The 12,521-nt window shown below is 74.4% G+C and carries 14 protein-coding genes; 5 read left to right on the top strand and 9 right to left on the bottom strand.

The features are described from left to right. On the bottom strand, positions 1 to 1,311 hold a 1,311-nt coding region (locus ACFVXK_RS18310; RefSeq protein ID WP_389612869.1), incomplete at its 3' end, for an amidohydrolase. Between the two features lie 145 nt (positions 1,312 to 1,456). Further along, positions 1,457 to 1,897, bottom strand: coding sequence for an Lrp/AsnC family transcriptional regulator (locus tag ACFVXK_RS18315; protein ID WP_030240692.1), 441 nt, complete (start codon positions 1,895 to 1,897; stop codon positions 1,457 to 1,459). A 217-nt stretch (positions 1,898 to 2,114) separates the two neighbouring features. Here ACFVXK_RS18315 and ACFVXK_RS18320 point away from each other — a divergent pair, with 217 nt between their 5' ends. Further along, a complete protein-coding gene (locus tag ACFVXK_RS18320; protein WP_389612871.1) occupies positions 2,115 to 2,567 on the top strand; it encodes a hypothetical protein in 453 nt (150 codons plus the stop codon). 6 nt (positions 2,568 to 2,573) lie between these two features. Here ACFVXK_RS18320 and ACFVXK_RS18325 read toward each other — a convergent pair whose 3' ends face one another. Together ACFVXK_RS18325 and ACFVXK_RS18330 are read right to left on the bottom strand one after the other, a co-directional pair. Then, the gene (locus ACFVXK_RS18325) at positions 2,574 to 3,662 is read right to left on the bottom strand and encodes a phosphotransferase family protein (RefSeq protein ID WP_389612873.1); all 1,089 of its coding nucleotides are present in this window, start codon (positions 3,660 to 3,662) and stop codon (positions 2,574 to 2,576) included. A gap of 37 nt (positions 3,663 to 3,699) precedes the next feature. After that, a complete protein-coding gene (locus tag ACFVXK_RS18330; RefSeq protein WP_389612875.1) occupies positions 3,700 to 4,833 on the bottom strand; it encodes a hypothetical protein in 1,134 nt (377 codons plus the stop codon). A gap of 264 nt (positions 4,834 to 5,097) precedes the next feature. Here ACFVXK_RS18330 and ACFVXK_RS18335 point away from each other — a divergent pair, with 264 nt between their 5' ends. Beyond that, positions 5,098 to 5,379, top strand: a complete 282-nt coding sequence (locus ACFVXK_RS18335; RefSeq protein ID WP_389612877.1) for a hypothetical protein — start codon at positions 5,098 to 5,100, stop codon at positions 5,377 to 5,379. Positions 5,380 to 5,422: 43 nt separating this feature from the next. On the opposite strand, the gene ACFVXK_RS18340 is transcribed toward ACFVXK_RS18335, so the two are convergent. Continuing rightward, entirely contained in the window at positions 5,423 to 6,595 is a 1,173-nt protein-coding gene (locus tag ACFVXK_RS18340) for an acyl-CoA dehydrogenase family protein (protein ID WP_389612879.1), read from the bottom strand. 156 nt (positions 6,596 to 6,751) lie between these two features. After that, entirely contained in the window at positions 6,752 to 7,444 is a 693-nt protein-coding gene (locus ACFVXK_RS18345) for a TetR/AcrR family transcriptional regulator (RefSeq protein WP_389612881.1), read from the bottom strand. A 70-nt stretch (positions 7,445 to 7,514) separates the two neighbouring features. Here ACFVXK_RS18345 and ACFVXK_RS18350 point away from each other — a divergent pair, with 70 nt between their 5' ends. Both ACFVXK_RS18350 and ACFVXK_RS18355 read left to right on the top strand, forming a co-directional pair. Continuing rightward, entirely contained in the window at positions 7,515 to 8,132 is a 618-nt protein-coding gene (locus ACFVXK_RS18350) for a DUF6230 family protein (RefSeq protein WP_389612883.1), read from the top strand. Then, entirely contained in the window at positions 8,120 to 9,073 is a 954-nt protein-coding gene (locus ACFVXK_RS18355; protein WP_389612885.1) for a DUF6114 domain-containing protein, read from the top strand. Before ACFVXK_RS18350 ends, ACFVXK_RS18355 begins: the two co-directional genes overlap by 13 nt. Positions 9,074 to 9,082: 9 nt before the next feature. On the opposite strand, the gene ACFVXK_RS18360 is transcribed toward ACFVXK_RS18355, so the two are convergent. The 3 genes from ACFVXK_RS18360 to ACFVXK_RS18370 all read right to left on the bottom strand — a co-directional run bounded on the left by ACFVXK_RS18360 (position 9,083) and on the right by ACFVXK_RS18370 (position 11,333). Then, on the bottom strand, positions 9,083 to 9,232 hold the full coding sequence (locus tag ACFVXK_RS18360) for an SCO1431 family membrane protein (protein ID WP_389612887.1): 150 nt from the start codon (positions 9,230 to 9,232) through the stop codon (positions 9,083 to 9,085). Positions 9,233 to 9,390: 158 nt separating this feature from the next. Next, positions 9,391 to 9,819 carry an SPW repeat protein gene (locus tag ACFVXK_RS18365; RefSeq protein WP_389612890.1) on the bottom strand — a complete coding sequence of 143 codons (429 nt, stop codon included), beginning with the start codon at positions 9,817 to 9,819 and terminating at the stop codon, positions 9,391 to 9,393. A gap of 140 nt (positions 9,820 to 9,959) precedes the next feature. Continuing rightward, the gene (locus tag ACFVXK_RS18370) at positions 9,960 to 11,333 is read right to left on the bottom strand and encodes a peptidase C39 family protein (RefSeq protein ID WP_389612891.1); all 1,374 of its coding nucleotides are present in this window, start codon (positions 11,331 to 11,333) and stop codon (positions 9,960 to 9,962) included. Positions 11,334 to 11,529: 196 nt separating this feature from the next. Here ACFVXK_RS18370 and ACFVXK_RS18375 point away from each other — a divergent pair, with 196 nt between their 5' ends. After that, entirely contained in the window at positions 11,530 to 12,165 is a 636-nt protein-coding gene (locus tag ACFVXK_RS18375) for a uridine kinase (protein WP_389612893.1), read from the top strand. The last annotated feature ends 356 nt before the right edge of the window (positions 12,166 to 12,521 follow it).

Here is a 12,521-nt window from a genome sequence, read left to right on the forward strand (position 1 = left end):
GACGGTGCCCCAGGGGTCGAGCGGGGTCACCGGCGCGTCGGAGCCGAAGGCCAGCGGGACGCCGGCCTTGAGCATCGCCGCGTACGGGTTGAGGGTGCGGGCCCGCTCGGCGCCCAGCCGGTCGGCGTACATGCCGTCCTCGCCGCCCCAGGCGGCGTCGAAGGCGGGCTGCACGGAGGCCGTCAGGCCCAGCTCCGCGAAGGCGGCGATGGTCTGCGGGGTCATCATCTCCGCGTGCTCGACGCGGTGGCGGGCGGCCCGGATCCGCTCCAGGCCCACCTTCCCCGCGGCCGCGCGGACGCCCTCGACCACGGCGGTGACGGCGGCGTCGCCGATGGCGTGGAACCCGGCCTGCAGGCCCGCCTCGGTGCAGGCGGCCACGTGCGCGGCGACCTCGCCGGCGTCCAGGTAGCCGGTGCCGGTGTGCGCGGCGTCGGCGTACGGGGCGTGCAGGCAGGCGGTGTGCGAGCCGAGGGCGCCGTCCACGAAGAGGTCGCCGGCGGCGCCGACCGCGCCGAGTTCGCGCGCCAGGTCCAGGTCGCGGTCGGCCCAGTAGCCGTGGACGCGCGGGCCGGGGTGTCCGGCGGCCAGGGCCAGCAGGCCGGTGAAGTCCTCCGGGGAGGAGATCTCGGGCCCGCCGCATTCGTGCACGGAGCCGATGCCGAGGGAGGCGGCCCGGTCGAGGGCGGCCCGCTGGGCCTCGGCGCGCTGGGCGGGGGTGAGGGCGGCCAGGGCGGCCCGGCGCACGGCGTGGTGGTCGTCCTTGGTGAGGGGCTCGTCGTCACCGCGCGGGTGGACACCGGGGACCAGGTCCAGGAGGGCCGTGGTGACCACCGCCGAGTGGACGTCGACGCGGCTCAGGTAGAGCGGGCGGCCGCCGGTGGCCTCGTCGAGTTCGGAACGGCGCGGGGCGCGGCGCTCGGGCCAGCGGGCGGCGTCCCAGCCGTGGCCCAGGAGCACCCGGTCGGCGGGGCGGCGGGCGGCGTACGCCCGGACGAGGTCCAGGGCCTCGGGGAGGGAGCGGGCCGCGGTGAGGTCGAGGCCGGTGAGGGCCAGGCCGGTGGAGGTGGCGTGGACGTGGGCGTCGGTGAAGGCGGGGGTGACGAGGGCTCCGCCGAGGTCGACCACCTCGTCCACCCCCTGCGCGAAGGCGTCGGCGGCGCCTTCGGAGCCGACCCAGGCGACGTGGCCGCGCTCGACGACCATCGCCGTCGCGAAGGGGTCGGCGGGGCTGTGCACCTCGCCTCCGCGGAGGAGGACGGTGCGGGGGGCTCCGGCGGCGTCGCGGGAGGGGGCGGTGCGGTCAGTCATGCCCACCAGTTTCGCCCCTGCGGGGGGCTCGGTTCGCCGCGGGTGCGGGTGCCGCTGCGCGGAGCCGTCTCCCGGCCCGTTCTCCGGGGCTCCGCCCCGGACCCCGCGCATCGAACGCCGGCGGAGCCCCGGAGAACGGGGCGCGCTACACCCGGGGTGGACGGGCCTCGTAGGGGGTGCTGAGGACCACTGTGGTGCGGGTGGAGACGTGGGCGAGGGCCCGGAGGCGGCCCAGGAGGTCTTCCAGCTCCAGCGGGGTGGCCACGCGGACCTTGAGGATGTAGTTCTCGTCGCCCGCGACGCTGTGGCAGGCCTCGATCTCGGGTACGCCCGCCAGCCGCTCCGCGATGTCGTCCGGCGCGCTCGGGTCGAACGGCTTCACCGAGATGAAGGCCGTGAGGGGGAGCCCGACGGCCTCGGGGTCGACCACGGCCGCGTAGCCGCGGATGACACCGCGCTGTTCCAGGCGGCGTACTCGCTGGTGGACGGCCGACGTGGACAGTCCGGTGGCCTTGCCCAGGTCCGTGTAGCTCATCCGCCCGTCCCGCACGAGCAGATCCACGATCTGGCGGTCCAGCTCCTCCATTGCGCTCATAGCCGCTCAACCTAAGGCCCAGGACCGCTCCAGGCACAGCGGTGTCCACGCAGAAGTGGCACCTGCGGCGGGCATGTGACCAAAGCCACAGACGTGTACGGGCGTACAACCCGCTCTCGTGGTTACTCGTGCCGCGTGGCGGGAAGTGCTTGGTGTGGCCGTGGCCGAAGGACATGCCCGCCCGGCCCACCCAAGGGGGAGTACATCCATGCTGAACACCAAGCGCGCCGGTCGCACCGAACCGGAGCCCCTGGAACCGCTCGCCGCCGAGTACGCGGAGGACGACGACTACCTCGAACCCGGCGACGCCGAGGGGTTCGAGATCCACCACGCGGTCTGCCCCGACTGCGGGCAGTCGATCGCCCTCGTGGCCGACGAGGAGCAGCTCCCGGAGCACGCCCTGTGCCTGACCCCGTGGAACCCGTTCGGGCTCACGGTGTGCGCGGGTACGGGCCGGCCGGTTTCGGACGCGCTGGCGGCGGTGGGGCTGCTCCAGTCGGAGCAGCCCGAGCTCGAGGCCGTCGTGCACCTCACGCTGCCGCAGGGCCTGGACTGGCGCACGCAGCCCTTCTCCCACGTCGGCGGTCCGGGCTCGCGTCCGGTACGGCTGGCCGAGACGGCCCCGCCGCCCCAGGAGCGCGAGCACGCGCAGGCCGCCTGACCCGCGCTACCAGTAGGTGCCCTGCACCATGGCGGCCAGGCTGGCATGGTGCAGGATCAGGCCGTCGGGGTCGGCCGGGACCTCCACCTCCCCGAAGTACGCCTGCCGGTAGGCGATGCGCAGCATCACGATGCCGTGGCGCAGGGCGGCGTAGAGGGTGTGGAACTCCATGTCGCGCGGGGTGTGCCCGGTGAGTTCCGCGTAGCGGCGTTCCAGGTCCTCGCGGCGCAGGAAGTCGGGCAGGCCGGGCTGGCCGAAGCTCACGGTCAGGTCCTGGAAGAAGCGGTGCAGGTAGACGGTCCAGCCGAGGTCGACCTCGCGCGGGGCGCAGGCGGCCATCTCCCAGTCGAGGACCGCGGCCGGCCGGAAGCCGTCGTAGACGACGTTGCCGATGCGGGCGTCGCCCCAGTTGAGGACGGGTTCGCCCTCGTCGGCGGGCCAGAGTTCCTCCAGCCGGTCGAAGGCCCGCTCCAGGAGGGGCGAGCGGGACAGCCCGTCGACCACCCAGGCGTAGTAGGCGCGCTGCGCGTCGACGTGGCGGCGCAGCGGGCTGCCCTCACCCGGCGGGAGCAGGAACGCGGCCTCCTTCGCCGGGACCTGGTCGTGCAGGCGGGCGAGCAGGGAGATGCTCGCCTCCTGGAGCTCGGCGCGTTCGGCGTCGGTGGCGGAGTGCAGCCAGTTGCCCTCGTAGGTGTAGGGCATGACGTCGGGCGGTACCCGGCCTTCGGCGCGGGCCATCACGAAGAACGGCGCACCCAGCGGGGCGGGGTCCTCCTCCAGCCAGAGCACGCGGGGGACCGGGAGGTCGGTGTGCTCGGCGACCAGGGCCATCACGCGGTGCTGGCGGGGCATGTCGTAGGAGGGGAAGACGGTGTAGGCGGCCGGGTCGGCGGCCAGGCGCAGGGCGCAGCCGCGGACGGGGGCGTCGGGGTGTTCGACGTCGAACAGCAGGGTCTCGCTGGACATGCCGTTGGAGCCGGGCACGGAGGTGCCGGAGACCTTCGCGCCGGGGAGCCGGCGGTCGAGCCAGGCCGTGAGGCGGCGGCCGATTTCCTCGGGCTCGCGGGTGGAGGTGCGGGGGCGCGGTGCCGTCATGTGGAGCTCCTCTCCGGATCGGGGCCGGTCAGGCTGGTCAGGGGGCTACCGAGGTGTAGTCGGAGAAACCGCTGGGGTCGTGGCGGCCGAAGCTGCCGTGTTCGAAGATCCCGAAGCCGGTGCGGCCGTCGAGGGTGAAGCGGGCCGAGTGGTCGGTGACCCCGAAGGCGGCCATGGGGTGGGCGCCGGGGTCGGAGAGGTCGTAGCTGCGGCGGTCGGTCCAGCCGCGGCCCTGCCAGCTGCCGTGCTGCCAGTCGGCGGCGGGCGGGTAGCCGGCTCCGACGGCGAGCGGGGAGGAGTTCAGGACCTCGACGCCGAGTTCGAGGGGCTTGCGGGAGGGGTCGGTGAGGTGGACGACGGCCCGTTCGGGGTGGCGGCTGCCGGGGCGGTAGCGGATCTCGGTGTGGGGCCAGCCGAGCTGGACGTCGTGGCGGCCGCTGTCCTCGGGGAAGACCTGGACGGCCTCGCTGAGGGTGCGGTGGCCGTCGGCGTCCTCCTGGGCGATGACCATGACGAAGCGGTCCTCGAAGCGGACGGGGATCCAGAGCCAGTGGAAGCCCTCGGGGCGCATCTCCTCGGCGGCGCGGCCGCCGTCCTCGCCGGGTATGGGGCGCACGCCCCAGCTGCGGTCGCGGGTGCCGGTCCACTCCCCCGGGGTGAGGGTGAACTCCTCGCCGCGGGCGCGGAGGGTGCCGGTGACGTTGCCGGCCTGGACGAAGCGGCGGCCCTCCAGCATGAGGCGGTCGCCGCGCCGCTGGATGTGGTGGGGCTCCCAGACGGCGGGGAACTCGGCGGTCCAGGTGATGTCGTACGAGAGCCCGTGCGGGTCCTCGGGGTCGGGGTCGCAGCGCAGGGTGAGGCGCTTGAGCGGGACGTCGACGGTGATCGACAGGGGGCCGACGGAGAGGTTCATCCGGTCGTCGGTGAGGGCGTCGGAGGCGCGGACGGCGAGGAGCTCGTCGCCGAGGCGCAGGGTGGCGTACGCGTCGATGACGCCGGCGTTGGGGTAGACGCCGAGGCCGAGGATGAGGACGGCGCGACCGGCGTGGTCGAAGACGTGGAAGATGCAGCGGTCGTAGGCGTTGCGGTCGCCCGTGACCAGGTGCTTCATCGACAGCGGGGCCTGGTGGACGGGGTACTCGTCGAGGGGCACGGGACGGTCGGCGGGCATGGCGAACCTCCTGGGCGCGCGGACGGCCGGCACGGCGCCGGCCGAGCGGATATGACGGTACGTCAGATCTCGCGTCCGCGACCAGGGTTGTGGCACACCCTGACAGCCCGGCATTCCCGGCCACCACCGCACCCCGGGCCCGGGCCGCCCCGTCCGTCCCCGGGGGGCGCGCGGGGCGCGGGGGCCGCGCGCGTGGGAAGGGTCGAACGGATGGGCGCGGGCGGGGAGCGGTTACCCGCGCTCCGGGTCCCGCGTTGGCCGTGCATGACCACCCTGGAGACGCCCGCGCCGAGAGCGGGACGCCGGCGGCGCCCCACACCGCCGGGCTACGAAGAATCGGTTCAGCAGGCCGTCGCGCATCCCGTGTACGAGCCGTCCCGGCCGGGGCCCCAGGGCTACCGGGGCCAGCCCGACCCGCCGATCTACACGGCCCTGCTCGCCCGCTGGGCCGCCGACGGCCGGACCCTGCCGGGCCGGCGGGACCCGGACTGGTCGCGGATCGCGTCCTCCCCGATCTGGCCGTCCGGCCCCCTCTTCGGCGGCTGACCGCGGGCCGGGCCGGGGGTGGTCCGGCGCGGCCCCGGTGTCGTCAGCGGGTCTCGGGGCCGGCCAGGTGGCGGGCGATGACCATGCGCTGGATCTGGTTCGTGCCCTCCACGATCTGGAGCACCTTCGCCTCGCGCATCAGGCGCTCGACGGGGAAGTCCGCGGTGTAGCCGTAGCCGCCGAGGATCTGCACCGCGTCCGTGGTGACGGCCATCGCCGCGTCCGTGCAGAACAGCTTGGCCATCGCGGCCTGCCGGGAGAACGGCTGGCCCGCGTCGCGCAGCCGGGCGGCCGCGAGGTACAGGGCCCGGCCCGCCTCGATCTTGGTGGCCATGTCGGCCAGCATGAAGCGCAGCCCCTGGAAGTCGGCGATGGGGTGCCCGAACTGCTTGCGGCCGAGGGCGTACGAGACGGCCTCGTCGAGGGCGGCCTGGGCGACGCCGATGGCGCAGGCGGCGATCCCGAGGCGGCCCGCGTCCAGGGCGGCCAGGGCGATGGTGAAGCCCTGCCCCTCGTCGCCGATCCGCCGGGAGTCGGGCACGCGCACGCCGTCGAAGTGCAGCTGGGCGGTGGGCGAGCCCTTCATGCCCATCTTCTTCTCGGGGACGGCGGCCGTCAGGCCCTCCGCGTCGCCGGGCACCAGGAAGGCCGTGATGCCCTTGGGGCCGGGGGCGCCGGTGCGGGCGAGGACGGTGTAGAAGTCGGCGACCCCGCCGTGGGTGATCCAGGCCTTGGTCCCGGTGATCACCCACTCGTCGCCGTCGCGCACGGCCTTGGTGGTGAGCGAGGCCGCGTCCGAGCCGGAGGCCGGCTCGGAGAGGCAGTAGGCGCCGAGCAGACCGCCGCCGAGCATGTCGGGCAGGTGGGCGGCGCGCTGCTCCTTGGTGCCGTAGCCGGCCAGGCCGTGGCAGGCCAGGGAGTGCACGCTGACGCCGAGGCCGACGGTCAGGCGGGCGGCCGCGAGCTCCTCCAGGACCTGGAGGTAGACCTCGTACGGCTGGTCGCCGCCGCCGAACTCACCCGCGTACGGCAGGCCCAGCAGCCCGGACTCGGAGAGCAGGGTGAAGACCTCGCGGGGGAAGCGCCCGGCGTCCTCCTCCTCGGCGGCCTTGGGGCGGATCTCCCGCTGGGCGATCTCGCGTACGAGCGCGAGGAGGTCCCGGGACTCCTCGGTGGGCAGCTGACGGTCCACCGGCTGCGGGGCGCGGTCGGTCATGGCGGCGCTCTCCTCCCTCGTCGGGCACGGCGGCGACGCGTGAGGTGTGGTACGCGCCGCCGGATCTCGGTGCTTACACAGCCGATGCTGCCCTCCCGGGTCTCGGAAGGGCTCGAACAGCGGCTGCGGCGGCTTGAGTATGCCCGATCAGGCGCTTTACGTCACCGGTACAGGATTGCCATGATCATCCGGGCCGCTCGAAGCCTCCTCGGGAGCCACCGGAGGAGCGGGACATTCGGGGACGAGGCCCTCGATCACGGTCAGCGTCGCGCGCAGCTGGCGTACGAGGAGGTCCGCGACGGCGGCCCGGTCGGGGCGGCCCCCGGCGTCGGGGGTGCCGGTCCAGTCGAGGGTGGCGCCCTCCACCCCGGAGAGCCAGCCGACCAGGGCGAGCCGGGCCAGCGGCGGGACGGCGCGGCGGCCGTAGGCGCCCTCGGCGATGGCGGCCAGGAGCTCCTCGCGCACCGCGTCGCGTATCGCGAGCACCTCGGCGTCGGAGCCGACGCCGCCGGTGACGATGGTGCGGTAGGCGGCCCGGTGGTGCTCGGCGTAGTGGAGGTAGCCGTCGACGGTGCGGCGCAGCCGTTCGGCGCCGGGGAGTTCGGGCTCCCCGGTGGCGCGGGCGACGAGCTGGGCCACCGAGTCCTCGACGATGGCGAGGTAGTAGCCGCGTTTGCTCGTGAAGTAGTAGTACACGAGCCCCTTGGCGACGCCCGCGTGCTGGGCGATGTCGTCCATGGAGAGGGCGTCGTACGAGGTGTCGGCGAACAACTTCCGCCCGATCGCTATGAGTTCGGCCCTGCGGGCCTGCGATCGGCCGGTCGTACCGCGCTGTTGACTATTATTCAAATCCGGCCCTAGCCTCGAAGCCTCGAACTGTCTGCCACAGGATTTCCCGCAGTGTACGGGAGGGACCGCCATGGGCAAGGACGGCAGGAAACCCGCCGAAGGCCGGGTCGACTGGAGGAAATCGGCGGCCGTCGCGCTGCCGGCCATCGCCGCGGTCGGGGCGCTGGCGGTGGTGATGGCCCAGGGCGCGCTGGCCGCGTCCTTCGCCGTGTCGGGGAGGAGCTTCCAGGTCTCCTCGTCGAATCTGAGCAGCGAGGGGCTCGCCTCGTACGTGCACACGGACCGCTCCGCGGACGGCACGGGACATCCGGTGGCGCTGCTGGGCATCGGCAAGGCCACCTTGAGCGACATCTGCCAGTCGGCGAAGGTGGACACCCCGCTGGGCACGGTGGTGTTCAAGCTGACCGCGGGCGGCGCGGCCGGGCAGGTGACCGCCGCCAACCTGGTGATCGACGGCGAGGACCTGGTCGGGGACGCCACCTTCGGCACGGCGCAGATCGGCCGGGACGCCTCCACCCTCGACCAGGTGGACGGGGTGCGGGGCGAGCCGGGGAAGTTCGGACTGCAGGCCGGGAAGATCGAGGTCGCGGGGGTGCGGTCGCACGCCTGGTCGGCCACGGGCGGCGACTTCCGGCTCAAGGGGCTGCGCCTCGGCGTCAGCCTCGACGGGGCCACGTGCTTCCCCTGACCCGGCACCGGGCCCGGCTGCGGGCGTGGCGGCGGCAGCGGCCGTTCTGGGGCGGGCTGCTGCTGGTGCTGGCCGGGACGGAGCTGCTGCTGGTGCCGCTCGCACCGGTGGGGGTGCTGGTCGGCCTGGGGCTGGGCGGGATCGCGGCGCTCGGGATCGGGGCCGCGCTGATCGTGGCGGGCCTCTTCCTGTGGTGGCTGCCGCAGGCCCGGGCCTACGTCTCGGTGCACGCCCTGCTGCTGTCGGTGCTGTCCTTCGTGGTGACCAACCTGGGCGGCTTCTTCGTCGGGGCCCTGCTGGGCATCGCGGGCGGGGCCCTGGCCTTCGGCTGGACCCCGCTGCGGGACGCGGAGGCGGAGGAGGCCGAGGAGGAGGGCCCGTACCGGCGGAGTCCGGACGCGCCGGGCCCGCCGCGGGTCCTGGCCGCCGCGCTGCCGGTGGCGCTGGTGGCGGCGCTGGCCGGCGGGGCCCCGCCGGCCCGGGCGGCGACGGCGGTGGCGGCCGGGGCGGGGGCATCCGGCGGTCAGGGGCCGCCGGCCGCGGCGCGGACTCCCCCGACGGTGACCACCTCGCTGTTCGCCCCCCGGGGCTTCGCCCTGGCGGGCGTCACCGAGGTGGCGACCGTGGACGGGCCGCGGCGGGTCCTCGTGCTGAAGATGGCGGCGGCCTCGCTGCGCGACTACCGGCTGCGCACCCGCGACGGCGGCCGGGAGTACGGGCTGGCCGCCCGGTCCCTGGAGCTGCGCGGGGACGTCACCCTGTACCTGACCCGGTTCAGCGGGTGCATCGAGGGCCTGCTGTGCGTGACGTTCAGCCCGGACGGGCTGCCCGCTCCGCCGGTCGTCCCGCCGTTCGTGTTCATGACGCAGGTGAGCGCGGAGCAGGCGCTGGTCACCTCGGACGAGATCGTCACCGACGGGCTGCGGCTGGAGGCCTCCTGAAGGGCCGGTCTACAGCCAGCCGAGCTGGGTGACGAACATGGCCACGACGACCACCAGCGTCCAGCCGAGCACGTGCTCCAGCCATGCGGAGTCCTTGGGGCCGCCGGTGCCGACGAGGCGCCGGGCGCGGGCGGTGAGGGTGGCGGTGTGTGCGGTCATGGCGTCCAATGTGCCAGCGTTCGCGGCATTCACGGTATATGGCAAGGGTCACAGGGGCCCGGCGGGACCGGCGGGGCATGAGCCGGCGTACGCCGCCGGGCCCCGGCCGCCCTCCGGGGTGCGGAGGAGCGGTCGGGGCCCGGCGGGGACGGGACGGATCAGGTGGTCGTGCGCGGGCGTCCGCCGATGGCCACCATGGCCAGGCCGAGGCACAGCGCGACGGCGCCGGTGATGACGTTGCTGACGACGCTGCGGGTGGTGTCCATGGCACCGGCCATGACCCAGGGGGCCACGATGGTCCACGCGCCGATCGCGACGGCGGTCCAGGCCATCGCGTGCGTGCGCTCGTACGCCGACCCCAGGCCGCCCATGCACAGGCAGAAGGCCGCGCCGGCGATGAGGTTGTTGATGGCCAGCGGGCTCAGCGCGTTGAACCCGGCGATCCACGCCGAAGCCGCCAGGTACAGGCCCGTGATCAGGGCCAATGCCTCCACGGCCTGGGCGGCGGGGGTGGCCGTCACCCGCTCGAAGCGGGTCCGCATTTCGGCGAGGTCCGGGTGGTGTTCGATGCTCGAATGGGTGGTCATGGTGGGCTGCCTCCTGTGAGAAGCCTTATATGGACCTTATGCCCAGAATCTGCCGGTTAAGCCATCCGAGGGACGGATCTTCCGGACGAATTCCCACGATTCCCTTCTCAGAGCCTTCTCAGGGCCTTCTCAGGGCCTTCTCAGAGCACCCCGACCTGGCGCAGCGCGGCGATCTGGGCCGTCGACGGCCGGGCGGGGGCGTAGAGGTAGCAGACCCCGCCACTGCCGGAGACGGTCTTGCCCTCGGCGTTGTACCGCTTGGTGCGCAGCCAGACGTTCTCCCACTCGCGGCGCTTGTAGACGCGGCGGACGGACGTGTTGTCGGGAGAGTTCGGGTCGTTGGCGACGACGTCCCCGGCCGCGGTGAAGCCGATCACGGTCATCAGGTGGCCGGCGGTGCCGTAGCCCGCGCCGGTCAGCTCCTCGCGGCGGAAGGACTGGGAGGTGACGGCCGGGACGCCGGCCGCGACGAGGGTCTCCAGGTCGGCGAGGGAGCCGAGCCGGGTGACGACGCCGCCCAGGTCGCGGTAGGTGGCCGCGTAGGCGGCGTTGAAGGGCCAGTTGCCGCAGCCCTTGTAGGCGGCGTCGTACGTCGAGCGGGCGGCGTGGCAGACCTGGGGGTCGGCGTACCCGGGGTCGACCCAGGCCAGGGACGCGGCGCTGGGCTTGCGGCCCCAGTACTCGATGATCATCTGGGAGGAGGTGGGGCTGCACCAGGCCTCGCCGCCGTTGTCGTACTGCGGGTACTGGCCGGTGTGCACCTCCTGCGAGTAGCGCGGGACGTTCAGCTCGTGGGCCCGGCCGGAGGGGACGGAGGCCGGGACGGTGAACCGGTCCGGGACGGCGGAGGCCATCGCCCCGGCCAGCCAGACGGTGGGCCCCGCGGTGGTACCGGGCTTGCGGTACAGGGTGAGCCGCAGCTGCCAGTGGGTGATCCGCACCCCGGCGGCCGCGGCCGGGCCGTCGACGGCGAGGGTGTCGGTCCAGACGGTGGTCCGGCCGTCGCTCTGCCCGTCGACGGAGGTGCGGCGGATGTCGCCGTCACCGGCGGCCCAGCGGCCCATCACGTACCAGGGGCCGGCGGTGCCGTCGGGGTAGGTGACGCGCAGCTCGGTCTGGATCCAGCTGCCGGCCGGGGTGCGGGCGTTCCAGGAGGCGATGGCCTCGGTGGCGGGGACGGTCGAGCGGTGTACCGGGGAGGTCCAGGTGGCGTACTCCCAGGAGGACTTCCGGTCGGTGTGCGGGTCGGTGTACTCGGTGCGGCCGGCGGGGGTCCCGATCTCCAGGCCGGGGCGGGCGCCGTCGACGGCGGTGGTGCCGTGGTGGGTGCCGGCCAGCCAGTGCGCGTGCGCGTACCAGAACCGGTTGTCCACGGTTCCGCCGCCGCCGGCCGGCGCGGTGGCCCGGTCCGGGCCGGGGGCGGCGGCGGCGCGGCCGCCCGCGGGGAGGGCGCTCGCGGTGGCGGCGGCGAGGGCTACGGCCAGGAGGGCGCGGCGGGGTGTGGGTGCGGTCATCGGCGTGGCCCCCAGGGGTCGTCGGCTCCGGTGGATCGGACGCGTCCACCTTTCCAGTTCCCGGGGGCGGGGCGGCGAAGCGTACCGTCCGTGTCGGGGAACCGCTGCGCGGAACAGCTCCCCGCCCCACCCTCGCCCGTTCCCCGGGGCGGGGAGCGGACCAGGGGCGTGCCCGGTCAGGGCCTAGGCTGGGCGGGTGGAAGGACAGGCCTCACTCGACTCGCTCGCGCACGCGCTCGCCGCGCTCCCGCCCTCCCTCGGCCCCGTCCGGGTCGTCGGGGTCGACGGGCACGCCGGGTCGGGCAAGAGCACCTTCACGGACCGGCTGGCGGCGGCGCTCGGCGGGGCGCCCGTGCTGCACCTGGACGACGTGGCCAGCCACGCGGAGCTGTTCGACTGGTGGACCCGGCTGCGCACCCAGGTCGTGGAGCCGCTCTCCGCCGGCCGCCCCGCGCACTGGGCCCCGTACGACTGGGAGCGGCGCCGCTTCGGCCCCGAGCGGGTGCTGGAGCCCGCCCCGGTGCTGCTGGTCGAGGGGGTGGGGGCCGGGCGGCGGGCGCTGCGGCCGCACCTGGCACGGCTGCTGTGGATGGAGACCCCCCGTGAGACGTCCTGGGGGCGGGGACGGGAACGGGACGGGCGCGAACTGTCCGCCTTCTGGGACGGATGGGAGCGCGCCGAGCTCGCGCACTTCTCGGACGACCCTTCGCGCCCCTTCGCGCACCTCTTGGTACGCCAGAGTGGTACGGGATACGAGTGGACTTCCGGGATTTCTGCGACCCCCGGAACGCCTCCCGCGCTCACCGACGGTGACGGACTCCCCCAGGCCTGAGCCCTCCCCCGCGACGGAGCCCCCGAGGCTTCCCCGAGCCGCTTGACCCGGGCCCGGATGCGGCCTTACGTTCTGAATGCGCGGTCTGCGAAGGCCGCCGCGGACGCGAAGCCCCCGGTTGTTCCCCCGTGATCGGGGGCTTCGTTCTGCCCGGAACGGCTCCCGGCCCGGCGTGGGGCGCGTCGCTCCGCCCATGCCCGTTCACCCTGAGTTACCTTGAGCATCCGCGGTGCACCCCCGACCCGTGCCCACCGCACCCTGGGTAAGGTGCGTCACCGCAGGTACGATGCAGCCCTGATTTCATCGGCCGGGTGGACAACTCGCGCGCTCGGCGCGCGGGTTGCCGCGTGCCACGG

The organism is Streptomyces sp. NPDC058157, from assembly GCF_042884105.1.
Lineage (GTDB): Bacteria > Actinomycetota > Actinomycetes > Streptomycetales > Streptomycetaceae > Streptomyces.

Coding starts and splice junctions, on each gene's coding strand:
- ACFVXK_RS18365 (WP_389612890.1), bottom strand. CDS start 9,819: ATGACCACCCATTCGAGCATCGAACACCACCCGGACCTCGCCGAAATG.
- ACFVXK_RS18325 (WP_389612873.1), bottom strand. CDS start 3,662: ATGACGGCACCGCGCCCCCGCACCTCCACCCGCGAGCCCGAGGAAATC.
- ACFVXK_RS18315 (WP_030240692.1), bottom strand. CDS start 1,897: ATGGAGGAGCTGGACCGCCAGATCGTGGATCTGCTCGTGCGGGACGGG.
- ACFVXK_RS18335 (WP_389612877.1), top strand. CDS start 5,098: ATGACCACCCTGGAGACGCCCGCGCCGAGAGCGGGACGCCGGCGGCGC.
- ACFVXK_RS18360 (WP_389612887.1), bottom strand. CDS start 9,232: ATGACCGCACACACCGCCACCCTCACCGCCCGCGCCCGGCGCCTCGTC.
- ACFVXK_RS18340 (WP_389612879.1), bottom strand. CDS start 6,595: ATGACCGACCGCGCCCCGCAGCCGGTGGACCGTCAGCTGCCCACCGAG.
- ACFVXK_RS18350 (WP_389612883.1), top strand. CDS start 7,515: ATGGGCAAGGACGGCAGGAAACCCGCCGAAGGCCGGGTCGACTGGAGG.
- ACFVXK_RS18320 (WP_389612871.1), top strand. CDS start 2,115: ATGCTGAACACCAAGCGCGCCGGTCGCACCGAACCGGAGCCCCTGGAA.
- ACFVXK_RS18370 (WP_389612891.1), bottom strand. CDS start 11,333: ATGACCGCACCCACACCCCGCCGCGCCCTCCTGGCCGTAGCCCTCGCC.
- ACFVXK_RS18330 (WP_389612875.1), bottom strand. CDS start 4,833: ATGCCCGCCGACCGTCCCGTGCCCCTCGACGAGTACCCCGTCCACCAG.